A 22240-nucleotide genomic window follows, 5' to 3' on the forward strand; every position below is an offset into this window, starting at 1 on the left:
GGCCGGCTGGACGGGTTGGCTGCATCTTTCGGACGTTGCATGCGGTTTACCTCCCTGGTCATCGAGCTAATTCGCGCCCGGCCGCGGCTGATCGTGTGGATCGCCGTGCTGCTCCAGGCCGCGATGTGGCTGTTCGTGGCGCTGGCGTTCTACCGCAGCCCGCCCGGCACGCTGGCGACGCTGCTGGCGTTCGGCCGCGAATACCAGGTCGGCACTGATCTGGGCCCGCCTTTGCCGGTCTGGCTCGCCGACATCGCCTATCGCGCCGCCGGCGGCCACGTGTTCGGCGTCTATGTGCTCGCCGAGCTCTGCGAGATCGCGACCTTCGTCGCGCTCTATCATCTCTCTCGCGCCGTGGTCGGCTCGCAGCAGGCGGTGCTCGCCGTGCTCCTGACCATGACCGTGCTGGCGTTCTCCTCGTCCGCACTCGACTTCGGCCCGCTGGTGTTGGCGCGGCCGCTCTGGGCGCTACTGCTGCTGCATTCCTGGCAGATCATCGGCCAACGCCGCGGCAATGCCTGGTTCGCCTGGTCGATCGAGGCAGGCCTGCTGCTCCTGACCACGCCCGCAGCGATCTTCCTCCTCCTGCTGCTCGTGGTCTTCGCGATCGCGACCGCCGGCGGCCGCCGCACGCTGCGCGCGCTCGATCCGCTGTTCGCGCTGATCGTCGTTGCCGTGCTGGCGCTGCCCTATGCGGTCTGGCTGATGCGCGCCGAGACGCTGGTCCTGCCGACCTTGCCGCAAGTCGCAGAGCTGAACGCCCGCGCGCTGCACGCGGCCTGGCTGCTCGGCGGGCTCGTGCTCGGGGCGGCGGCGATCCCGGCGCTGAGCTTCCTGAATGCGGGCCTGTTCGTCGCCAAGGGCGAGGATGCGCCGATCATCTACCGTCCGCCGGTCGAGCCGCTCGGGCGCAATTTCGTCTACTTCTTTGCGCTGGCGCCGCCGCTCGGCGCGGTGCTGATCTCGGGCCTGCTCGGGCTCGATGCCGTCGCCGGCGGCGCCGGCGTCGTGCTGGTCATGTCCGGGCTTGCCGTGGTCGTCGTGGCCGGCGATCTCATCGCGATGCGCCGTGCGCGCATGCTGCGCATGGTGTGGGCCGCTGCGGTCGTCGCGCCCGCGATCGGTGTTGTGCTCGCAGTGCTGTTTCTGCCCTGGACGGGCACGGCCGAGATCGCGACCTCGATGCCGGCGCGCGCGATCTCGGATTTCTTCGACGAGAGCTTTGCCCGCCGCACCAATCATCGCCTGCGCGCGGTGGCGGGCGAGACCCAGATTGCGAGCCTGATCACGCTGCATTCGGGACGGCCGCATCTGTTCATCGACGCCCAGCCTGCACGCACGCCGTGGATGAGCCAGGCCAAATTCAGCGAGACCGGCGGCGTCGTGGTCTGGCGCGCCTCCGATACCGCCGGCACCCCGCCGCCGGAAATCCTCGCGCGCTTCCCCGGCATCGTTCCGGAAGTGCCGCGCGCCTTCGAATGGCTGGTGACCGGACGCCAGCAACTGCTGCGCATCGGCTGGGCCATCGTGCGGCCGAAAGGGACGTGAGTTAGGGACGGACTCTTTCCGTCGTCATTGCGAGCGCAGCGAAGCAATCCAGACTTCTGCCGCGGAAAGACTCTGGATTGCTTCGCTGCGCTCGCAATGACGGGGAGGGAGTGTTCCGTCCCTCGCTACCCCGCCAGCACCTTCGCGATCGTGCGCAGGTCCTGCCAGGCCAGCCGCTTGTACGACGGCGAGCGAAGCAGGTACGCCGGATGGAAGGTCGGCAGCGCGCGGATGGTGCGCGCGCCCGTCTCATACTCGAACCAGCGCCCGCGGGTGCGCATGATGCCTTCGCGCGTTCCAAGCAGCGTCTGTGTCGAGGGATTGCCGAGCGTCACTAGCAAGTCGGGATTCACCAGCTCGATCTGGCGCTGAATGAAGGGCAGGCAGATTTGCGTTTCCTGCGGCGTCGGCGTGCGGTTGCCGGGCGGCCGCCAGGGAATGACGTTGGCGATGTAGGCCGTGGTGCGGTTGAGGCCGATCGCGCCGATCATGAGATCCAGCAGCTTGCCGCTGCGCCCGACAAACGGCAGTCCCTCGATGTCCTCGTCGCGGCCCGGCGCCTCGCCGACGAACATGATGCGCGCCTGCGGATTGCCGTCGGCGAACACCAGCCGCGTCGCGGTGTGCTTGAGCGCGCAGCCCTCGAAACCCTGCATCAGCTCGCGCAGCGCCTCGAGCGTCGGCGCGGTGCGCGCGGCGTCCCGGGCCGACGCGATTGCGACGTCGGGCGCAGGCGCGGCCTCGCCACGCATCACCGCCGGCGCGGAGACGGGCCGCGGTGCCTCGACCGGAGGTGCCGCACGCGGGGCCGGCGGCGGAGCATCCAATTCCGCCAGGCGGTCGATCGGTTCCTCCGTGAGCGCGCAATCAACCCCGGCCTCCAGATAGAAGGCGAGAAGCTCTCGGACGGTGGGTGCGGGCTCGGGGATCATTTGGAAAGTCAGGCTTTATATCAGTTTCGGCCGCCTTGCATCCCAGCGGAACGCATTTCCGTGGTTGTCCTGCCCGGAAAAATCGGAAACAAGGGAGCGCAAATGACGAGGAACCGCCTCAAGGGCTGAGATCAGATGAGCACCGAAGAACTTCCCCCGCGCGAATCCATGGAATTCGACGTCGTCATCGTCGGCGCCGGCCCCTCGGGCCTGGCCGCGGCGATCCGGCTGAAGCAGCTCAACGCCGATCTCAACGTTGTCGTGGTGGAGAAGGGCTCCGAGGTCGGTGCGCACATTCTTTCCGGCGCCGTGATCGACCCGGCCGGGCTCGACAAGCTCGTTCCGGACTGGCGCGAGGATGCCGACTGCCCGCTGAAGACGCAGGTCAAGGATGACCGCTTCTACTGGATGACGGCCGGCGGCGCGATCAAGCTGCCGAACTTCATGATGCCGCCGCTGATGCACAACCATCATTGCTATATCGGCTCGCTCGGCAATGTCTGCCGCTGGCTGGCGCGCAAGGCCGAGGCGCTCGGCGTCGAGATCTATCCGGGCTTTGCCGCAGCCGAAGTGCTCTATGACGAACAGGGCGCGGTGAAGGGCATCGCCACCGGCGACATGGGAATCGGCCGCGACGGCAAGCCGAAGGACTCCTTCACCCGCGGCATGGAATTGCTCGGCAAGTACACGCTGTTCGCCGAAGGCGCGCGCGGCAGTCTGACCAAGCAGCTCATCGCCAAGTTCGCGCTGGATTCCAACAGCGAACCCGCGAAGTTCGGCATCGGCCTCAAGGAAGTCTGGCAGATCAATCCGGCCAAGCATCAGAAGGGTTTGATCCAGCATTCGTTCGGCTGGCCGCTCGACCTGCAGACCGGCGGCGGCTCGTTCCTCTATCACTACGACGACAACCTCGTCGCCGTCGGCTTCGTCGTGCATCTCAACTACGACGATCCGTATCTGTCGCCGTTCGACGAGTTCCAACGCTTCAAGACGCATCCCTCGATCCGCGGCACTTTTGAAGGCGCCAAGCGGCTCGCCTATGGCGCGCGCGCCATCACGGAAGGCGGCTATCAGTCGGTGCCGAAGCTCACCTTCCCCGGCGGCGCGCTGGTCGGCTGCGCCGCGGGCTTCGTCAACGTGCCCCGCATCAAGGGTGTGCACAACGCGATGGGTACCGGCATGCTCGCCGCCGAGCATGTCGCGGCCGCGCTCGCCGCCGACCGCGCCAATGACGAGATCGTCGAGTACGAGAACGCGTGGCGGTCCTCGCCGGTCGGCAAGGATCTGTTCCTAGTCCGCAACGTCAAGCCGCTGTGGTCGAAGTTCGGCACCGTGCTCGGTGTCGCGCTCGGCGGCTTCGACATGTGGTGCAACACGCTGTTCGGCACTTCGCTGTTCGGCACGCAGTCGCACGCCAAGCCCGATCGCGCCACGCTCGATCCGGCGAAGCAGCACACCCCGAAGAACTATCCGAAGCCGGACGGCAAGATTTCCTTCGACAAGCTGTCCTCGGTGTTCCTGTCCAACACCAACCATGAGGAGGACCAGCCGGTCCATCTCAAGGTCACGGACATGAATCTCCAAAAGACCTCGGAGCACGATGTGTTCGCCGGTCCCTCGAATCGCTATTGCCCGGCCGGTGTCTACGAATGGGTCGAGGAAGGTTCGAGCCCGCGCTTCCAGATCAACGCCCAGAATTGCGTCCACTGCAAAACCTGCGACGTGAAGGACCCCAACGGTAACATCACCTGGGTTCCCCCCGAGGGCGGCGGCGGCCCGAACTACGAGGCGATGTAAGGGCCCTGAGTCGCAAAGCGTGATCTGGCGCACGTTCACGTGAGAACCGGGCCATGATGGCGGTCCCCGGCCACGATAAGGCCATACTGGCAGCGTCTTGGGGCGCTGGTGGCCGGTCTGGGGCGTGCGGAGGGGATCGCATGCCCGAATCCTTGCGGTGAAGCGCCAAAAGCGGCATTGTCGGCCCGACGGTTCCGGGTCCCGATGCCACCGGCCGCGTTCGCGTGCGATACGGCCTTCTGCTGCAAACCCAGGCACTACCAACTCAAGGCGAGCCCTGATGTTCTCAAATCGTTTCAACCGCTGGACTGTTGCCGCCATCGCCTTCATGGGCACAGCGATCGCGACGGTCCCCGGCGCGGTCCTGGCGCAGACGCCGGACCATCCGTCCGACACGGCGGCGCAATTTCCGACCCGAAACGATCTGAAGTCGCTGACGACCTCCGGCAGCTATCTCGCCGCCCGCCACGCCAGCGTCGAGCGCGACGCGGCCTCGGCCGCCGCATTCTACCGCTCGGCTCTGCGCACTGACCCGAAGAACAACGAGCTGCTCGACCGCGCCTTCATCTCGTCGGTCGCCGACGGCGACATCGACGAGGCGGTCAAGCTCGCCGAACGCATCCTCACCATCGACAAGACCAACCGCGTCGCGCGTCTCGTCGTCGGCGTGCACGATCTCAAGACGAAGAAATACGCGACCGCGCAGACCAACATCAATCAGTCGATCCGCGGGCCGATCACCGATCTCGTCGCCACGCTGCTGTCGGGCTGGGCTGCCTATGGCGCCGGCGATGCCAAGGGCGGTGTCGCCACCATCGACAAGCTGGCAGGTCCGGAATGGTATCCGCTGTTCAAGGATCTCCATGCCGGCATGATCCTCGAGCTCTCCGGCAAGGAGAAGGACGCCGGCACCCGCTTCGAGCGCGCCTACAAGCTCGACGATTCCATGCTGCGCGTCACCGAAGCCTATGCGCGCTGGCTGTCGCGCAACAAGGATTCGGCCGCCGCGACCAATGTCTACCAGGCGTTCGACAAGAAGCTCGCCCGTCATCCGCTGATCCTGGAAGGCCTGCGCGACACCAAGGCGGGCAAGAAGATGCCGCCGCTGGCCGATTCCGCGCAAGCGGGCGCTGCCGAAGCGCTCTACGGCATCGGCGCCACGCTGACCCGCCGCGGCGGCGAGGATCTGGCGCTGGTCTATCTCCAGCTCGCGCTCTATCTCCAGCCGACCCATCCGCTGGCGCTGCTCTCGCTCGCCGATCTCTATGAATCGGTGAAGCGGCCGCAGATGGCGATCAAGGTCTACGAGCGCGTGCCGGCGACCTCGCCGCTCAAGCGCAACGCGCAAATCCAGCTCGCGATCGATCTCGACTCCGCCGACCGCACCGAGGAGGCGATCAAGATCCTCAAGGGCGTCACCACCGACGATGCCAAGGATCTCGAAGCCATCATGGCGCTCGGCAACATCGAGCGCGGCCGCAAGAAGTTCGGCGATTGCGGCGCGACCTATTCGCGGGGCATCGACGTGCTGCCGCCCGGCAACGACAAGGCCAACAGCGTCTGGTATTATTATCGCGGCATTTGCGAGGAGCGCTCCAAGGAGTGGGCCAAGGCCGAAGCCGACATGAAGAAGGCGCTTGAGCTGCAGCCCGACCAGCCGCACGTCCTCAACTATCTCGGCTATTCCTGGATCGACCAGGGTGTGAATCTCGACGAAGGCATGAAGATGATCAAGCGCGCCGTCGAGCAGCGCCCCGACGACGGCTACATCGTCGACTCCCTCGGCTGGGCCTATTACCGCATCGGCAATTACGAAGAGGCGGTGAAGAACCTCGAGCGCGCGATCGACCTCAAGCCCGAGGATCCCACCATCAACGATCACCTCGGCGATGCCTATTGGCGCGTCGGCCGCACGCTGGAAGCCAAGTTCCAGTGGGCGCATGCGCGCGATCTCAAGCCCGAGGCGGAGGAGCTGCCGAAGATCGAGGCCAAGATCGCCAACGGCATGACCGACGACAATTCGAACTCCTCGGCTGCGCAGGCGGAGAAGAAGAAGGACGACGGCAGGGGCGGCTAAGAGTGCGTTTGGGGGCTGATCGCCAATGTCGGCGTTGATTGAAGAGGGGCGCGCGAAGGTCAATTTGAGCCTTCGCGTCGTCGGCCGTCGTGCCGACGGCTATCATGATCTCGAAAGCGTGGTCGCGTTTGCCGACTGCGCCGACCGGCTGACGCTGGAGCCGGGCGGCGAGCTGAAGCTCGCCACCACGGGACCGTTGGCTGCGGCCTGCGGCGATATGGCCGACAATCTCGTGTTCAAGGCGGCCAAGCTTCTGGCCGAAGCCGTGCCGAACCTGAAGCTGGGCGCCTTCGCGCTCGACAAGGTGCTCCCCGTTGCGGCCGGCATCGGTGGCGGCTCGGCCGATGCCGCGGCGGCGCTGCGGCTGCTGGCACGTCTCAACAATCTGTCGCTCGACGATCCGCGCCTTCAGAAGGTCGCGCTCGCGACCGGCGCCGACGTGCCGGTGTGCCTGTTCTCGCGCGCCTGCGACATGACCGGCGTCGGCGAGCAACTGTTGCCGCTGGCGCTGCCGAGCATGCCCTGCGTCATGGTCAATCCGCGCGTGCCTGTTGCGACCAAGGACGTGTTTAAGGAGTTGGGTCTGCGCAACGGCGAGTTGCTGGTCGGTGCCACCTCCGTGCTTGACGCCCCTGCCTGGCCGGACGAGGGCGGATCGATTGCCGATTGGGTCGAAGTGCTCGAAAGCGTCCCCAACGATCTCGAGGCGCCTGCGCTACGTATCGAGCCGGTGATCGGTGAGGTGCTGGAAGCCCTGCGCGACTCCGCCGGCGTCAAGCTCGCCCGCATGTCCGGCTCCGGCGCGACCTGCTTTGCGATCTACGGCGCGCCCGCTGACGCGCATGCCGCCGCCGAAAGGATCCGCAGGGATCACTCCGGCTGGTGGGTGCACGCGGGGACGTTGAGCTAGGCGCTTCTCGGAAGACGGTGCTGTAGTGCCGTAGGGTGGGCAAAGCGAAGCGTGCCCACCATTTCTATCCAACGCAGACAGATGGTGGGCACGGCGCTGTCGCGCCTTTGCCCACCCTGCGGCAGCTAAGCTAGCCGCTGCCGTCCTCGGTCAGCCCCAGAAACCGCCGGATCTCCCCCAGCACCTCGTGCGGCTTGTCATGCTGCAGCCAGTGTCCGGCCCCGGCGATGGTCTCGACGCGCGCGTTCGGAAAATAGCGCTCCAGGCCCGCAGCCCTCGCGCCGGCCAGAAAGCTCTCGCCGGCATTGAGCAGCAGTGTCGGGCAGGCGATGCGCGACCACAGCGCGACGTGATCGTCCGGCCAGAGCCGGTGCGGCGCGCTGGCACGCTGATAGGGATCGAACTTCCAGCTATAGGTGCCGTCCTCGTTTCGCCGCGCGCCGTGGGTGGCAAGATGCAGCGCAAGGTCGCGCGACAGGCGCTTGTTGTGCAGCACCATTTGCGCGGCGGCGTCATCGAGGGTCGCATAGCGGCGCGGCGTGCGGTCGTGCAGCCTGTCGAGCTGGCCGACCCATTTGCCGATGCGCTCATGCGTCGGTGCCTTCGGCGTATCCGGCAACATCGTCACGCCGTCGAGCACGACGAGCTTCGAGACCAGCTCGGGGAATGATCCCGTGAAGATCAGGCTGACCATGCCGCCCATGGAATGGCCGATGAGCGTCACTTGAGGCGCTGCGATGGTGCGGACGAGCTGGGCAAGATCGTAGACATACTCCGTCAGCGCGTAGCTGCCGCCTCTGGTCCAGTCGGAATCGCCGTGACCGCGCAAATCGGGCGCGATCACGTGGAAATGCGGCTGCAGCGACCGGGCGATGACGTCCCAGCTCCGGCAGTGATCGCGGCCGCCATGGACGAGGATGGCGATCGGCGCGTTCCCATTGCCCCAATCGGCATAATGCAGCCGCAGGCCGTGCGATTCATAGAAGCGGCTTTGCGGTGCGCTATCCATTTGCCGGTCGCCGCATCAGTGCGAGGGAGAGACCGAGGCCCGCGATGAAGACGCCGGAGCCCTGGGTCAAACGCCGCACCAGATGCGGCCGTCCGATCAATTGCGTGCGTGTCGCGGAGGCCATCAACACCACGACGACGTCGGCGAGCGTGTTCAACGCCACCGAGATCGCACCGAGCGCGATGAATTGCAGCGTGGGGTTCGATCCCGCGGGATCGAGGAACTGCGGAATGAAGGCGAGGAAGAACGCGGCGGTCTTCGGATTCAGCGCCTCGACCAGCACGCCGTCACGAAACGCGCGCCTGTCGCCGACAGGCTCGCTCTCCAGCGACAACGCGCGGCCCGCGCTGCGGAACGTCTTGATGCCGAGCCAGACCAGATAGAGCGCACCGACAAATTTGACCGCAGCAAACAGCTCGGCGCTGGCAAGGATGATCGCGGAGATGCCGAGGCTGCCCGCCACCACATGAACCATCCCGCCCAGCGCCGTGCCCGCGGTCGACGCAAAGCCGCTGGCGCGCCCCTCCGACAAGGTTCGTGCCGCGACGTAGAAGATGCCAGGGCCGGGAACGGCGGCGATGAGGCAGGCAGCAGTCAGGAACAGCCAGAAATTCGTTTCGATCATGCTGTTTTCGTAACGAAGCCCGTCGCGATTGCAAGGCCTCTGGTTTAGCCCGTCCGGCGGAAGATCACGCTGGCATTGACCCCGCCGAAGCCGAATCCGTTGGAGATGGCATGCTGCATCGGCATCGGCCGCGCGCTGCCGGCGATGATGTCGATGCCGTCTGCGCCCGCATCTGGGTTTTCGAGATTGAGCGTCGGCGGCGCGACCTGGTCGCGCAGGGCGAGGATTGTGAAGATCGCTTCCAGCCCGCCGGCCGCGCCGAGCAGATGGCCGGTGGCCGATTTGGTTGCGCTCACGGCGATGTTCCGGTTGCGGCCGAACAGCGCGGCGATCGCGCCAAGCTCGCTCTCGTCGCCGGCCGGCGTCGAGGTCGCGTGCGCGTTGAGATGCTGCAAATCGGCGGGCGCAAGCTTGGCCTGCCGCAGCGCGATCTCCATGGCGCGGCGGGCGCCGTCGCCATCGGGCGGTCCCGACGTCATGTGGTAGGCATCCGCCGTGGTGCCGTAGCCGACGATCTCGGCGATCGGCGTCGCGCCGCGCGCCAACGCATGCTCGAGATCTTCGATCACCAGGATGCCGGCGCCTTCGCCCATGACAAAGCCGTCGCGGTCGCGATCGAACGGGCGCGAGGCGCGTGCGGGCTCGTCGTTGAAGGAGCTCGACAGCGCGCGGGCCGCGGCGAAGCCGCCGAGGCTGACGATATCGATGCAGGCCTCCGCGCCGCCGCAGATCGCGACGTCGATCTCGCCTGCGCGGATCATGCGGGCGGCATCGCCGATCGCCTGCACGCCGGCGGCGCACGCCGTAACCGGCGTGCCCAGCGCGCCCTTGTAGCCGTATTTGATCGAGACGTGGCCGGCGGCGAGATTGGCGAGAAACGAGGGGATGGTGAATGGCGAGAGCCGCCGTGCGCCGCGATGCTCGGTGATGCGCACCGCCTCCGCCATGGCCGGAAAACCGCCGACGCCGGAGGCAATGATCGTTGCGGTTCTCTCCTGTGCGACTGCGTCCTGCGGCGTCCATTTGGCCTGCGCGACCGCCTCCGCGGTGGCGAGCAGCGCGAACAGGATGAAGCGGTCCATCTTGCGCTGGTCTTTTGGCGCGGCGGCCTGCGCCGGGTCGAAACCGCCCTCGGCGTCATTGGCCTTGTCGGGCACGCGCCCGGCGATGCGCGCCGGCAGCGCCTGCGCCCACTCGGGCAGCGGACGCAGCCCGCTTTGACCGGCCAGCAGCCGGCGCCATGAGAGTTCGACCCCGCAGCCGAGCGGCGACACCGCGCCCATTCCCGTCACGACGATACGACGCATGTCAGTCTCCCACCGGCGCGACGGCCGGGTTCATGGCCTTGAGCGAGGCGAGCCGCGCGCGCATCCCGCGGCTGGCGCGGGGACCCGCGATGACGACCGCATTGGCGAGCGTGATCGGTTGCATATCGGCGGCGTCGACCACGACCGGATCGAACGGGCGAACGTCGCTCCGGTTCGCCAGTAAAATGGCTTCGCCTTTTGGTGCGAGATGCTTGTTGCCCCAGGTGAGCAGCGTAGCGATCACGGGGAAGAAATCCCGCGCCTTCTCCGTCAGCACATATTCGTCGCGCGGCGGCCGTTCCTGATAGCGGCGGCGTACGAACATGCCGCTCGCGGTGAGATGGGCCAGCCGCCGCGACAGGATGTTCGGCGCGATGCCGAGGCTCTGCGAAAACTCGTCGAACTTCGTCGCGCCCTGGAACGCATCGCGCAGGATCAGGATGCTCCACCATTCGCCGACCGTCTCCACGGCGCGGCCGACTGGGCATTCCAGGACGGAAGGGGATTTGGGCTGCATGGCGGGAAGGTAGGTGAGTGACTTGCAAAAAGCAAGTGACTGAGCAACGGCTTCGGTACGAGGGCAGCGGCGGGCCACGTTATGGTAAGGGTGGTGACTACGAGCGTGAATGCGCGTTGGAGAGCGGTGCTCGCGCAGCTTGCTCCGTCATTGCGAGCGCAGCGAAGCAATCCAGATTGTTGGCGCGGAGGGACTCTGGATTGCTTCGCTACGCTCGCAATGACGAGGTGGGAGCCGCGCGCGCAAATCTATCGCCGTCACCCTGAGGTGCTCGCCGCTTCGGCGAGTCTCGAAGGGCGACGGCCGGCTGCAGCTCGGCCGTACATCCTTCGAGGCTCCCCATGGGACGCGTTTGCGTCCCATGCCTCGTGCCTCAGGATGACGGAGCCAGTAACGGTGCGAAAATCAGGAAGAACGTCAGGCGCTCTCGCTCAATGCGACCTTGCCAGGCAGAATGCCACCACCTGCTCCAGCGCGCTCTTCATCGGCGAGGACGGGAACAGCGCGAGTGCGTCGACGGCCATGGCGCCGTAGTGGTGGGCGCGGCTGATCGTGTCCTCCAGCGCGCGGTGCTTGTTCATCAGGCCAATGGCGTGGTCGAGGTCGGAATCGCCGATCTCGCCGCGCTCGAGTGCGCGGATCCAGAAGGCGCGCTCAGTGTCGTTGCCGCGGCGGAAGGCGAGCACGACGGGCAGGGTGATCTTGCCCTCGCGAAAGTCGTCGCCGGTGTTCTTGCCGAGCTTTGCACTTTTGCCGCCATAGTCGAGCACGTCGTCGACGAGCTGGAAGGCGATGCCGAGATTCATGCCGACCGAGCGGCAGGCGGTCTGCTCCGCCTTCGGGCGGTTGGCGATCACGGGGCCGACCTCGCAGGCCGCCGCGAACAGCTCGGCGGTCTTGCCGCGGATCACGGCGAGATATTCGTCCTCGGTGGTCGCGGTGTTCTTGGCGGCGGCGAGCTGCATCACCTCGCCCTCGGCGATGGTGGCGGCGGCGGCGGAGAGGATGTCTAGCGCGCGGAGCGAGCCGACCTCGACCATCATGCGGAAGGCCTGGCCGAGCAGGAAGTCGCCGACCAAGACGCTCGCTTCATTGCCCCAGAGCATGCGCGCCGACAGCTTGCCGCGCCGCATCTCGCTCTCGTCGACGACGTCGTCGTGGAGCAGCGTGGCGGTGTGCATGAACTCGACGGACGCAGCGAGCTTGATGTGGCCGTCGCCGGTGTAGCCGGCGAGGTTGGCCATGGCCAGCGTCAGCATCGGGCGCAGCCGCTTGCCGCCGGAGGAGATGAGGTGGTTGGCGACCTCCGGGATCATGGTGACGTCCGACCCGGTCCTCGACAGGATCGTGGCGTTGACGCGCTCCATATCAGGGGCGACAAGGGCAACCAGCTCTTCGATCGACGCGCCGGGAGTTTCGAAAGGTACGATGACGGCCACGCCGGTCTCCAATATTTGCCCCGGAAGGGCTATTCTGACGGAAAGACAATAGAAACTGGCGGCGGATGCGGCAAGTGCTGCGGAACCATTGACATTTGCCGCTTTTGGCCCCCTTCGGGCAGGAGACCTGCGTTTTGCGTGAACTGGTTCGAACCAACGATATGGTGCTGGTGTCGGCGATCGGCGCGCTGCTCGACGGCGCCAACATCCATCATCTGGTGCTGGACCAGAACATGAGCATCATCGAGGGCTCGCTCGGCATCCTGCCGCGGCGGATCCTGGTCCACGAGGACGATGCCCAGGAGGCCAGGGAACTCCTCACCGAGGCCGGCCTCAGCCACGAACTGCGCGGCGATGATTGAGGTTTTAACAGACATCACCGAGGACGCCTTTCTCGGCGGGCGGCTGCGCTTGATGCAGAAGCGGTCCGGCCATCGCGCCGGCCACGATGCCATCCTGCTCGCGGCGGCGACGGAGGCGCGGGCGGGCAACCGCGTGGTCGATCTCGGCGCCGGCATCGGCGCGGCCGGGCTCGCGCTCGCCCGGCGCGTGCCCGGCATCGGGCTGAGCCTGGTCGAGATCGATCCGGAGCTGGCCGAGCTTGCGCGCGCCAATGCGGCGGCGAATGCGATTGTCGCCGAGACGGTCGTGCTCGACGTCACGGCCGATGCGCAGGCGTTTGCGGCCCATGGCCTCGGGCCCGACAGCGTCGACGTGGTGTTGATGAACCCGCCCTTCAACGATCCGGCGCGACATCGCGGCTCGCCCGATCAGGCGCGCCACACCGCGCATGTCGCAACCGACGAGACTCTGAATGCATGGATACATGCAGCGCGGCGCATCCTCCGATCGAATGGCGCGCTGACCTTGATCTGGCGTGCAGATGGGATCGGCGAGGTTCTGGCAGCGCTGTCACGCGGCTTCGGGAGCCTCGCGATCCTGCCGGTTCACGGTGAAGCGGGCAGGCCCGCGATCCGCGTGCTGGTGCGCGCGGTCAAAGGCGGGCGGGCGCCGACGCGATTGCTGCCGGGCCTCATGCTCAACGACGAGACGAGCGTGCCGAAAAACGGAGTGAAGGATATTCTGGAGGGGCGGGCGGTGTTGCCGCTGGCGGAGTCGTGAAAGCTTACTGGGGAAGCGATTCCGACTGCTGTTCCTGTGGCGTGGTCAGGCGGATCGCCATGAACAGCGCACCGATCAGCAGCATCAGCAGGTAGATTTTCATGGTGTTCTCCGCTGCCCCATTGCAGCCTCTCAACGGAGTTTCTGCAAAACACGTTCCGGGCACTTCCAATGACAGTCGCGTGATAAGAAATGGTTAATCAGAGGTAATGGCATGGCCGAACAATTGAACGATCGTGAGGGTTCCGGCCTGGCCGACAAGCTCATGAAATTTTTGCCGGCCCGCTTCCGGCCCGGCACGGCCGTGGTGCCGGTGGTGCGGCTCTCGGGTGTGATTGGCGCGGTGACACCGCTGCGCCCGGGCATGTCGCTCGCGGGCGTCGCGCGGGTGCTGGAGCGGGCGTTTTCGTACCGGAACGCCAAGGCGGTGGCGCTGGTGATCAATTCGCCCGGCGGCTCGCCGGTGCAGTCGCGCCAGATCTATCTGCGCATCAAGCAGCTCGCGGCGGAGAAGAAACTGCCGGTGCTTGTATTCGTCGAGGACGTCGCGGCCTCAGGCGGCTACATGATCGCCTGCGCCGGCGACGAGATCATCTGCGATCCGTCCTCGATCCTCGGCTCGATCGGTGTGGTCGGCGGCAGCTTCGGCTTCCAGGAGGCGATCAAGCGGCTCGGCATCGAGCGGCGGCTCTACACCGCCGGCGCGCACAAGGCGATGCTTGACCCGTTCCTGCCGGAGAACCCTGACGACGTCGCCAAGCTCAAAGCGCTCCAGCGCGAGATCCACCAGATCTTCATTTCGCTGGTGAAGGAGAGTCGCGGCACGCGGCTGAAGGGCAGCGACGACACGCTGTTCACGGGCGAATACTGGGCCGGCGAGAGTTCGATCGCGCTGGGGCTCGCAGACAGCATCGGCGATCTCCGCTCAACTCTTCGTGCCCGCTATGGCGAGAAGGTTCTCACCCCCGTGATTGCCCAGCCGACCGGGCTGCTGTCCGGCCTTCTCGGGCGGAAATCGCCCGGTGCGGGGCAGCTTTCGGCCATGGAATCAATGGCCGGCCTGCCGGATGAGCTGATCTCGGCGGTCGAAACCCGCGCGATTTGGGCGAAATTCGGGTTCTAGGCGGCACCCTCCCGCGCCATTTCGTCCGGGCGACGCCAATTGCGGCGCAGCCCGGTCTGCGCAAGAATGTGCGTGGGGGCTGAGCACTAGACAAGGATCGACAGATGCCGCCGTTCGTCGCTTTCGCGGGCGTCCTGGGCGGGCTTGCCGTGGTCCGCTGGGCCTACAAGACCGCACTCCGCGTCAATCAGGAGCTGGAGGAGATGCGCCTGTCGCGCGTCGCTGAAGGCGCCCATATGGGGGATATCCAGACGCTGAAACGTGACCCCGTGACCGGAGCTTACCGGCCGGGTTAACTCTCGCCGCGCGCAAGGTGCCGTAGGGTGGGCAAAGCGAAGCGTGCCCACGCATCCTCGCTGTATCGGAAAGATGGTGGGCACGGCGCCAGTACGCCTTTGCCCACCCTACGCCAGTCCCCCAAGCCCCCGAACCCGCCCCCTTTGCCTTGATTCCCACTCCCGCCGTCGATACGGTCCCGCGCGATTCAAAACCCCCGCGAGAGCCTGATCTGACGATGGACGCCTCATTGCCCGCCCATATGCGCCCGGAACGCTCGTTCCAGGGCTTCATCCTCGCGCTCCAGCGGTTCTGGGCCGAGCAGGGCTGCGTGATCCTGCAGCCCTACGACATGGAGATGGGCGCAGGCACCTTCCATCCGGCGACCACGCTGCGCGCGCTCGGGCCCAAGCCGTGGAACGCGGCCTATGTGCAGCCCTCGCGCCGGCCGAAGGATGGCCGCTACGGCGAGAACCCGAACCGGATGCAGCACTACTACCAGTTCCAGGTCATCATGAAGCCGTCGCCGCCGAACCTTCAGGAGCTGTACCTGAAGTCGCTCGCCGCGATCGGCATCGATTCCGCCGTGCACGACATCCGCTTCGTCGAGGACGATTGGGAGAGCCCGACGCTCGGCGCCTGGGGCCTGGGGTGGGAGTGCTGGTGCGACGGCATGGAAGTCAGCCAGTTCACCTATTTCCAGCAGGTCGCGGGCGTTGAATGCGCGCCGGTCGCGGGCGAGCTCACCTACGGGCTCGAGCGCCTCGCGATGTATGTGCAGGGCGTCGATCGCGTCTACGACCTCAATTTTAATGGCCGCGACGGCGATGCCAAGGTCACCTATGGCGACGTCTTCCTGCAGGCCGAGCGGGAATATTCGAAGCACAATTTCGAAGTCGCCGACACCGCGATGCTGTTCGAGCAGTTCAAGATGGCGGAAGCGGCCTGCAAGAAATATCTCGACGCCGGATGGCGCGAAGGCGGCAACCGGAGGCAGCACCTGATGGCGCTGCCGGCCTATGACCAGTGCATCAAGGCGAGCCACGTCTTCAACCTGCTCGATGCGCGCGGCGTGATCTCGGTGACGGAGCGCCAGAGCTACATTTTGCGCGTCCGCGAATTGGCAAAAGCCTGCGGCGAGGCCTGGATCCATACTGAAGCGGGCGGAGCGGCCTGATGCCCGATCTTTTGCTTGAACTGTTCTCGGAAGAAATTCCCGCGCGCATGCAGGCCAAGGCGGCCGACGATCTGCGCCGTCTGGTCACCGACAAGCTCGTCGCCGAAGGCCTCGTCTACGAAGGCGCGAAGGCCTTCGCGACGCCGCGCCGCCTCGCGCTCACCGTGCACGGCATCCCCGCGCGCCAGCCTGACCTCAAGACCGAACGCCGCGGCCCGAAAGTCGGCGCGCCCGATGCGGCCGTACAGGGCTTTCTGAAGGCGACGGGTCTGAAGACGCTGGACGAGGCCAAGATCCAGCGCGACCCCAAGGGTGATTTCTACATCGGCTTGATCGAGAAGCCCGGCCGTGACGCGATCGACGTGCTCGCGGAAATCCTGCCCGTCATCATCCGCACCTTCCCCTGGCCGAAATCGATGCGCTGGGGCGCGCGCTCCGGCAAGCCGGGCTCGCTGAGCTGGGTGCGCCCGCTGCACGCGATCACCGCGACCTTCGGGCTCGAGACGGAAGCGCCCGATGTCGTGAAATTCGAGGTCGACGGCATCGCGACCGGCCAGACCACCTACGGCCATCGCTTCATGGCACCGGATGCGATCAACGTGCGCCGCTTCGAGGACTACGAAGCGAAGCTGAAGGCTGCAAAAGTCATCCTCGATCCGCAGGCGCGCAAGGACATCATCTTCGCCGACGCCAAGGAGCTGACCTTCGCGCAAGGCTTCGAGCTGGTCGAGGATCAGGTGCTGCTCGACGAGGTCTCGGGCCTGGTCGAATGGCCCGTCGTCATGATGGGTTCGTTCGAGCCGGAGTATCTCGCGATCCCCGAAGAGGTGATCCGCGCCACCATCCGCAACAACCAGAAGTGCTTCGTCGTTAGGGATGCCAAGACGGGCAAGCTGACCAACAAGTTCGTCCTCACCGCCAATATCGAGGCACCGGACGGCGGCAAGACCATCGTCGCCGGCAACGAGCGCGTGATCCGTCCGCGTCTGTCGGACGCGAAGTTCTTCTACGAGACGGATCTGAAGACGAAGCTTGAGGATCGTCTGCCGAAGTTCGAGCAGATCGTGTTTCACGAGAAGCTCGGCACGCAGGCTGAGCGCATCGCGCGTATCGAACGTCTCGCTGCCGAGATCGCGCCGCTGGTTGGCGCTGACGTCGCGAAAGCCAAGCGCGCCGCGCAACTTGCAAAGGCGGATCTGCTGACTGAAGTCGTCGGCGAATTCCCCGAGGTTCAGGGTTTGATGGGGAAATACTACGCACTGGCCCAAGGCGAGGATGCTTCCGTCGCTGCCGCCTGCGAGGAACACTATAAGCCTCAGGGACCGAACGATCGAGTGCCGACCGATCCGGTGAGCATTGCGGTGGCGCTCGCCGACAAGATCGATATGCTCGTCGGCTTCTGGGCCATCGACGAGAAGCCGACGGGCAGCAAAGATCCTTATGCCCTTCGTCGGGCAGCGCTGGGTGTGATCCGCATTATCGTGGAGAACGGACTGCGGTTAGAATTGCATGACCTTTTTACGTTGGCTGATATCGAGGTCCTGCTGGATGTCAAAGGGGTGAAGGTCGGTCGGCAACAGGTATCTCTGGACGAACTGGAAAAGGAGGGTTTCCTCTCTCATGAAAGTGCTGTCCGCATGCGTATGAAGTTGGTCGACAAGCTATTTTCTGATGAAGCTTCAGAAAAGGAGGCCGATGAGGCAGTCGGCCGACTGTTCAACCTTCTCGATTTCCACGTGGATCGATTGGAAGCGCAATTCCGCACCACCGTTCGCTCTGACCTAGTGCGAGCCGCTTTGGCGATCCAACTTGAAGATGATTTGGTCCGGATGTCGCGTCGCGTCGAGGCACTCGGAAAATTCCTCGAGTCCGATGACGGCAAGAACCTGCTGGCCGGCACTAAGCGCGCCAGCAACATCCTCTCGATCGAAGAGAAGAAGGACAAGCGCACATTCGACGGCGCGCCGGATGCTGCGCTCTACAGCCTCATTGAGGAGAAGGCGCTGGCCAAGGCAATCGGCGAGGTGAAGGCGGAAGCCAGCGCCGCCGTTGCCAAGGAAGATTTTGCCGCCGCGATGAGCGCGATGGCAAAGCTGCGTCCGCCGGTCGATGCGTTCTTCGACAAGGTTCGCGTCAATGACGACGATGCGAAGGTGCGCGAGAACCGCCTGAAGCTGCTGGGCGAGATCCGCAGTGCCACGCGTGCGGTGGCGGATTTCTCGAAGATCCAGGATTGAGGCGGGATAAAAATGCCCCGCCCGGCGGGGGGAGACCGGGCGGGGCCTGATGTCCGACTACGCGATGCGCGTCAGCCTGATTGATGTGACGCGCCGGACATCGAGTTGAACTCGTATTGAACTAGTCCATCACCTCGACGATCCGCCGCGAGCGCGGCTCGACCAGCACGGTCTCGCCGTTCACGACGGTGTAGCGGTAGGTGGTGGCGCCGAAACGCTGCGGCACGTCATAATAGGTGACGCCGCTTTCGGGTAAGGTGGCGCCGACCACCACGCGATCCGGAATACGGAAGGCCGGCACACGTTGTTCGACGACATAGTCGCGGAAGGCCGGCCGCTGCTCGACCGTGATGGTCGGGCCGCTGTCGACCACGGCGGGTGCGCGTCCCACCGTGACATCGCTTTGCGCCTGCGCCGCAAGGGGCGAGCCGATCGCAACGCAGAGCGCGGCTAGGGCAAGAATCCTGTTCCGCATGGGCAACTCCTTCGAGACGTTTTTCGGGAAGCGCCAGTGGCGCGACCCGTTGCCAATGCTGCGACGCGTGCGATGTTCCGGAAAACAGCCGCCGCATTCGCGGCATTTTCGGGCAGTTTTCGCGAAGCCGGGAACTCGCTCGCCTCTTGGACGTCTCTACCCGCGGAACCCCCTCCGCTATGATCCGCCAGCGATTCGCCTCACCTCCACGGAAAGATAGTTCATGCACATCACCGTCGCCCACATCTCGCCGCTTCTGTCGCTGCTTGCGGGCGTGCTCATTCTGATCATGCCGCGCCTGCTCAACCTGATCGTCGCGATCTTTCTCATCATAAATGGTGCGATCGGACTCGGTTTGTTGAAGTGGCTCCATCTCTAGGCCTTCATTTTCCGGAACTCTTCGACTTGCGCGGGCCTGCTCAAAGTGGTGTAAGGCGCGCGATTTCCCATTCCTCTCGCAGGTTGTGTGCAAGCTATGGCCAAAGCCGCCTCGAAGCCTTCTAAAACTGCAGCGAAATCAAAGCCCTCCGCAAAGGCGAAGGCCGCGCCGGCGGCCCGCAAGGCACTCGCCAAGAGCGCTCCCAAGCCGGTCGTCAAGGCCCCGGCGAAGGCCGCTGCCAAGCCGGTCTCAAAGCCGGCTGCCAAGCCCGCCGCGAAGGCTGCGACCAAGCCGGCTGCGCCGAAGGTTGCCGCCAAGGTCGCTGTGAAGGCTGCACCGGCCAAAGCGGCGCCAGCCGCGGCCAAGGCCGGCAAGTGGGTCTACACATTCGGTGACGGCAAGGCCGAGGGCCGCTCGGAAATGCGCGACCTGCTTGGCGGCAAGGGCGCCAACCTCGCCGAGATGGCCAATCTCGGCCTGCCGGTGCCTCCGGGCTTCACCATCCCGACCTCGGTCTGCACCTATTTCTACGCGCACGACAAGTCCTACCCCAAGGAATTGCAGTCGCAGGTTGAGAAAGCGCTCGACTATGTCGGCAAGTTGACCGGCAAGGTGTTCGGCGATTCGAAGAACCCGCTGCTCGTCTCGGTGCGCTCCGGCGCGCGGGCCTCGATGCCGGGCATGATGGACACCGTGCTCAACCTCGGCCTCAACGACGAGACCGTGGAAGCGCTGTCGGAACTGTCGGGCGACCGCCGCTTCGCCTATGACAGCTATCGCCGCTTCATCACCATGTATTCGGATGTCGTGCTCGGCTTCGAGCATCACCACTTCGAGGAAATCCTCGACACCTTCAAGGACAGCCAGGGCTACACGCTCGACACCGACCTCACCGCCGAGGACTGGGTCGAACTGGTCGGCAAGTACAAGGACGCGGTTGCACGCGAGACCGGCAAGGACTTTCCGCAGGATCCGCACGACCAGCTCTGGGGCGCGATCGGCGCGGTGTTCTCATCCTGGATGAACGCGCGCGCGGTGACCTACCGCAAGCTGCACGACATTCCGGCCGACTGGGGCACCGCGGTCAACGTGCAGGCCATGGTGTTCGGCAACATGGGCGAGACGTCGGCGACCGGCGTTGCGTTCACCCGCAATCCCTCGACCGGGGAGAGCAAGCTCTACGGCGAATTCCTGATCAACGCGCAGGGCGAGGACGTGGTGGCGGGCATCCGCACGCCGCAGGACATCACCGAGGAAGCGCGCAAGGAGTCGGGCTCCGACAAGGCGTCGATGGAATCGGCGATGCCGGAGGCCTTCAAGGAGCTGACGCGGATCTACACGCTGCTCGAGAAGCACTACCGCGACATGCAGGACATGGAGTTCACGGTCGAGCAGGGCAAGCTGTGGATGCTCCAGACCCGCGGCGGCAAGCGCACCGCGAAAGCGGCGCTGCGCATCGCGGTCGAGCTCGCCAATGAAGGCCTGATCACCAAGAAGGAAGCGGTGACGCGGATCGATCCCGCCTCGCTCGACCAGCTCCTGCATCCGACCATCGATCCCGAAGCCAAGCGCGACGTGATCGCGACCGGCCTGCCGGCCTCGCCGGGCGCTGCCTCCGGTGAGATCGTGTTCTCCTCGGACGAAGCGGCCAAGCTTCAGGCCGACGGACGCAAGGTCATCCTGGTCCGCATCGAGACCAGCCCGGAAGACATCCACGGCATGCACGCCGCCGAAGGCATCTTGACCACCCGCGGCGGCATGACCTCGCATGCTGCGGTGGTCGCGCGCGGCATGGGCAAGCCCTGCGTCTCCGGCTGCGGCACCATCCGCGTCGATTACGGCCGCGGCACCATGAGCATCGGCTCGCGCACCTTCAAGACCGGCGACGTCATCACCATCGACGGCTCGCTCGGCCAGGTGCTGGCCGGCCGCATGCCGATGATCGAGCCGGAGCTCTCCGGCGAGTTCGGCACGCTGATGAACTGGGCCGACCAGGTCCGCAAGATCGGCGTGCGCGTCAACGGTGATACGCCCGATGACGCGCGCACCGCGATCAAGTTCGGCGCGGAGGGCATCGGCCTCTGCCGCACCGAGCACATGTTCTTCGAGGAGACGCGCATCCGCACGGTGCGCGAGATGATCCTCTCCGAGGACGAGCAGTCGCGTCGCGCCGCACTCGCAAAATTGCTGCCGATGCAGCGCGCCGACTTCGTCGAGCTGTTCGAGATCATGAAGGGCCTGCCCGTCACGATCCGTCTGCTCGATCCGCCGCTGCACGAGTTCCTGCCGCACACCCATGCCGAGGTCGAGGAAGTGGCGCGTGCCATGAACACCGATCCGCGGCGCCTGGCTGACCGCGCGCGCGAGCTGTCGGAGTTCAATCCGATGCTCGGCTTCCGCGGCTGCCGTATCGCGATCGCCTATCCTGAAATCGCCGAGATGCAGGCGCGTGCGATCTTCGAGGCCGCCGTCGAGGCCGAGAAGCGCACCGGCAAGGCCGTCGGCCTCGAGGTGATGGTCCCGCTGATCGCCACCAAGATGGAGCTCGATCTCGTCAAGGCGCGCATCGATACCACCGCGAAAGCCGTGATGCGCGATACCAACACCAAGCTGACCTATCAGGTCGGCACCATGATCGAGCTGCCGCGCGCCTGCCTGCTCGCGGCCGAGATCGCGGAGAGCGCGGAGTTCTTCTCGTTCGGCACCAACGACCTCACGCAGACCACCTACGGCATCAGCCGCGACGACGCGGCGAGCTTCCTTGGTCCCTACGTGTCGAAGGGTATCCTGTCGGTCGATCCCTTCGTCGCGCTCGACCAGGAAGGCGTCGGCGAGCTGGTCAAGATCGGCGTCGCCCGCGGCCGCAAGACGCGCCCGAAGCTCAAGGTCGGTATCTGCGGCGAGCACGGCGGCGATCCCGCCTCCGTCGCCTTCTGCCACAACATCGGCCTCGACTATGTGTCGTGCTCGCCCTATCGCGTGCCGATCGCACGCCTGGCAGCGGCGCAAGCCGCGCTCGGCAAGGCGATCGCGAGCCAGGCGTAGGCCGAAGTGAAATGTTGAACGCGAAGAGGCGGGGCCAAACCCCGCCTCTTTTCATTTGCACACCGCTCGCGCCGCACCGTCATTGCGAGCGCCACACACTCGCTGTCATCGCCCGGCTTGACCGGGCGATCCAGTACTCCGAGGCGGGAGTGATTGAATCGAGAAGCCGCGGCGTACTGGATTCCCCGCCTTCGCGGGGAATGATAGCGATGATGGGGAAGCGCATCGTGCAGCACCGGGAACCA

The 22240-nt window shown here is 65.6% G+C and carries 19 protein-coding genes; 12 read left to right on the forward strand and 7 right to left on the reverse strand.

Going from position 1 to position 22240, the window contains the following annotated elements:
- Window positions 1-39 precede the first annotated feature (39 nt).
- Window positions 40-1548: a glycosyltransferase family 39 protein gene (locus tag I3J27_RS08850; protein WP_270167844.1), complete on the forward strand. Its 1509-nt coding sequence runs from the start codon at window positions 40-42 to the stop codon at window positions 1546-1548.
- 125 nt (window positions 1549-1673) lie between these two features.
- Here the strand turns inward: I3J27_RS08850 and I3J27_RS08855 are convergent, their stop codons facing one another.
- Window positions 1674-2480: a uracil-DNA glycosylase gene (locus I3J27_RS08855; RefSeq protein WP_270167846.1), complete on the reverse strand. Its 807-nt coding sequence runs from the start codon at window positions 2478-2480 to the stop codon at window positions 1674-1676.
- A gap of 135 nt (window positions 2481-2615) precedes the next feature.
- Between I3J27_RS08855 and I3J27_RS08860 the strand changes: the two genes are divergently transcribed.
- The 3 genes from I3J27_RS08860 (at window position 2616) to I3J27_RS08870 (ending at window position 7264) form a co-directional block, all read left to right on the forward strand.
- Window positions 2616-4277: an electron transfer flavoprotein-ubiquinone oxidoreductase gene (locus tag I3J27_RS08860; protein ID WP_270167848.1), complete on the forward strand. Its 1662-nt coding sequence runs from the start codon at window positions 2616-2618 to the stop codon at window positions 4275-4277.
- Window positions 4278-4557: 280 nt separating this feature from the next.
- A complete protein-coding gene (locus tag I3J27_RS08865) occupies window positions 4558-6354 on the forward strand; it encodes a tetratricopeptide repeat protein (RefSeq protein WP_270167850.1) in 1797 nt (598 codons plus the stop codon).
- 25 nt (window positions 6355-6379) lie between these two features.
- Entirely contained in the window at window positions 6380-7264 is an 885-nt protein-coding gene (locus tag I3J27_RS08870) for a 4-(cytidine 5'-diphospho)-2-C-methyl-D-erythritol kinase (RefSeq protein ID WP_270167852.1), read from the forward strand.
- A 130-nt stretch (window positions 7265-7394) separates the two neighbouring features.
- Here the strand turns inward: I3J27_RS08870 and I3J27_RS08875 are convergent, their stop codons facing one another.
- The 5 genes from I3J27_RS08875 to I3J27_RS08895 form a co-directional block, all read right to left on the reverse strand.
- Window positions 7395-8273: an alpha/beta fold hydrolase gene (locus tag I3J27_RS08875; RefSeq protein WP_270167855.1), complete on the reverse strand. Its 879-nt coding sequence runs from the start codon at window positions 8271-8273 to the stop codon at window positions 7395-7397.
- The gene (locus tag I3J27_RS08880) at window positions 8266-8898 is read right to left on the reverse strand and encodes a LysE family translocator (protein WP_270167859.1); all 633 of its coding nucleotides are present in this window, start codon (window positions 8896-8898) and stop codon (window positions 8266-8268) included. The genes I3J27_RS08875 and I3J27_RS08880 overlap by 8 nt, the downstream gene beginning before the upstream one ends.
- Before the next feature lie 44 nt (window positions 8899-8942).
- The gene (gene fabF, locus I3J27_RS08885) at window positions 8943-10205 is read right to left on the reverse strand and encodes a beta-ketoacyl-ACP synthase II (RefSeq protein WP_270167860.1); all 1263 of its coding nucleotides are present in this window, start codon (window positions 10203-10205) and stop codon (window positions 8943-8945) included.
- A 1-nt stretch (window position 10206) separates the two neighbouring features.
- Complete coding sequence (locus I3J27_RS08890; RefSeq protein ID WP_270167863.1) at window positions 10207-10722, reverse strand: winged helix-turn-helix transcriptional regulator; 516 nt, start codon at window positions 10720-10722, stop codon at window positions 10207-10209.
- A gap of 431 nt (window positions 10723-11153) precedes the next feature.
- Window positions 11154-12161, reverse strand: coding sequence for a polyprenyl synthetase family protein (locus tag I3J27_RS08895; RefSeq protein ID WP_008131473.1), 1008 nt, complete (start codon window positions 12159-12161; stop codon window positions 11154-11156).
- 134 nt (window positions 12162-12295) lie between these two features.
- On the opposite strand from I3J27_RS08895, the gene I3J27_RS08900 reads away from it, so the two are divergent.
- The 6 genes from I3J27_RS08900 (at window position 12296) to glyS (ending at window position 18096) form a co-directional block, all read left to right on the forward strand.
- Entirely contained in the window at window positions 12296-12523 is a 228-nt protein-coding gene (locus I3J27_RS08900) for a putative signal transducing protein (protein ID WP_014497336.1), read from the forward strand.
- Complete coding sequence (locus I3J27_RS08905) at window positions 12516-13283, forward strand: tRNA1(Val) (adenine(37)-N6)-methyltransferase (protein ID WP_270167871.1); 768 nt, start codon at window positions 12516-12518, stop codon at window positions 13281-13283. The genes I3J27_RS08900 and I3J27_RS08905 overlap by 8 nt, the downstream gene beginning before the upstream one ends.
- 214 nt (window positions 13284-13497) lie before the next feature.
- Window positions 13498-14406 carry a S49 family peptidase gene (locus I3J27_RS08910; RefSeq protein ID WP_270167873.1) on the forward strand — a complete coding sequence of 303 codons (909 nt, stop codon included), beginning with the start codon at window positions 13498-13500 and terminating at the stop codon, window positions 14404-14406.
- A gap of 104 nt (window positions 14407-14510) precedes the next feature.
- Window positions 14511-14702, forward strand: coding sequence for a hypothetical protein (locus I3J27_RS08915; RefSeq protein ID WP_270167875.1), 192 nt, complete (start codon window positions 14511-14513; stop codon window positions 14700-14702).
- 218 nt (window positions 14703-14920) lie between these two features.
- Window positions 14921-15859, forward strand: coding sequence for a glycine--tRNA ligase subunit alpha (locus I3J27_RS08920; protein WP_270167877.1), 939 nt, complete (start codon window positions 14921-14923; stop codon window positions 15857-15859).
- On the forward strand, window positions 15859-18096 hold the full coding sequence (gene glyS, locus I3J27_RS08925; RefSeq protein WP_270167879.1) for a glycine--tRNA ligase subunit beta: 2238 nt from the start codon (window positions 15859-15861) through the stop codon (window positions 18094-18096). Before I3J27_RS08920 ends, glyS begins: the two co-directional genes overlap by 1 nt.
- A gap of 121 nt (window positions 18097-18217) precedes the next feature.
- On the opposite strand, the gene I3J27_RS08930 is transcribed toward glyS, so the two are convergent.
- Window positions 18218-18571, reverse strand: coding sequence for a DUF1236 domain-containing protein (locus I3J27_RS08930; RefSeq protein ID WP_270167881.1), 354 nt, complete (start codon window positions 18569-18571; stop codon window positions 18218-18220).
- A 223-nt stretch (window positions 18572-18794) separates the two neighbouring features.
- On the opposite strand from I3J27_RS08930, the gene I3J27_RS08935 reads away from it, so the two are divergent.
- Entirely contained in the window at window positions 18795-18950 is a 156-nt protein-coding gene (locus I3J27_RS08935; RefSeq protein WP_014497329.1) for a DUF3096 domain-containing protein, read from the forward strand.
- 96 nt (window positions 18951-19046) lie between these two features.
- Window positions 19047-21995, forward strand: coding sequence for a pyruvate, phosphate dikinase (ppdK, locus tag I3J27_RS08940; RefSeq protein WP_270167884.1), 2949 nt, complete (start codon window positions 19047-19049; stop codon window positions 21993-21995).
- The last annotated feature ends 245 nt before the right edge of the window (window positions 21996-22240 follow it).

The sequence above is a fragment of the Bradyrhizobium xenonodulans genome, assembly GCF_027594865.1.
Lineage (GTDB): Bacteria > Pseudomonadota > Alphaproteobacteria > Rhizobiales > Xanthobacteraceae > Bradyrhizobium > Bradyrhizobium xenonodulans.

Bases quoted from the DNA above. Each gene is read 5' to 3' on its own strand.
- I3J27_RS08930 (WP_270167881.1), bottom strand. From the start codon at position 18,571: ATGCGGAACAGGATTCTTGCCCTAGCCGCGCTCTGCGTTGCGATCGGC.
- I3J27_RS08855 (WP_270167846.1), bottom strand. From the start codon at position 2,480: ATGATCCCCGAGCCCGCACCCACCGTCCGAGAGCTTCTCGCCTTCTAT.
- ppdK (WP_270167884.1), top strand. From the start codon at position 19,047: ATGGCCAAAGCCGCCTCGAAGCCTTCTAAAACTGCAGCGAAATCAAAG.
- I3J27_RS08850 (WP_270167844.1), top strand. From the start codon at position 40: ATGCGGTTTACCTCCCTGGTCATCGAGCTAATTCGCGCCCGGCCGCGG.
- I3J27_RS08910 (WP_270167873.1), top strand. From the start codon at position 13,498: ATGGCCGAACAATTGAACGATCGTGAGGGTTCCGGCCTGGCCGACAAG.
- fabF (WP_270167860.1), bottom strand. From the start codon at position 10,205: ATGCGTCGTATCGTCGTGACGGGAATGGGCGCGGTGTCGCCGCTCGGC.
- I3J27_RS08880 (WP_270167859.1), bottom strand. From the start codon at position 8,898: ATGATCGAAACGAATTTCTGGCTGTTCCTGACTGCTGCCTGCCTCATC.
- I3J27_RS08890 (WP_270167863.1), bottom strand. From the start codon at position 10,722: ATGCAGCCCAAATCCCCTTCCGTCCTGGAATGCCCAGTCGGCCGCGCC.
- I3J27_RS08920 (WP_270167877.1), top strand. From the start codon at position 14,921: ATGGACGCCTCATTGCCCGCCCATATGCGCCCGGAACGCTCGTTCCAG.
- I3J27_RS08860 (WP_270167848.1), top strand. From the start codon at position 2,616: ATGAGCACCGAAGAACTTCCCCCGCGCGAATCCATGGAATTCGACGTC.
- I3J27_RS08870 (WP_270167852.1), top strand. From the start codon at position 6,380: ATGTCGGCGTTGATTGAAGAGGGGCGCGCGAAGGTCAATTTGAGCCTT.
- I3J27_RS08915 (WP_270167875.1), top strand. From the start codon at position 14,511: ATGCCGCCGTTCGTCGCTTTCGCGGGCGTCCTGGGCGGGCTTGCCGTG.
- glyS (WP_270167879.1), top strand. From the start codon at position 15,859: ATGCCCGATCTTTTGCTTGAACTGTTCTCGGAAGAAATTCCCGCGCGC.
- I3J27_RS08865 (WP_270167850.1), top strand. From the start codon at position 4,558: ATGTTCTCAAATCGTTTCAACCGCTGGACTGTTGCCGCCATCGCCTTC.
- I3J27_RS08875 (WP_270167855.1), bottom strand. From the start codon at position 8,273: ATGGATAGCGCACCGCAAAGCCGCTTCTATGAATCGCACGGCCTGCGG.
- I3J27_RS08905 (WP_270167871.1), top strand. From the start codon at position 12,516: ATGATTGAGGTTTTAACAGACATCACCGAGGACGCCTTTCTCGGCGGG.
- I3J27_RS08935 (WP_014497329.1), top strand. From the start codon at position 18,795: ATGCACATCACCGTCGCCCACATCTCGCCGCTTCTGTCGCTGCTTGCG.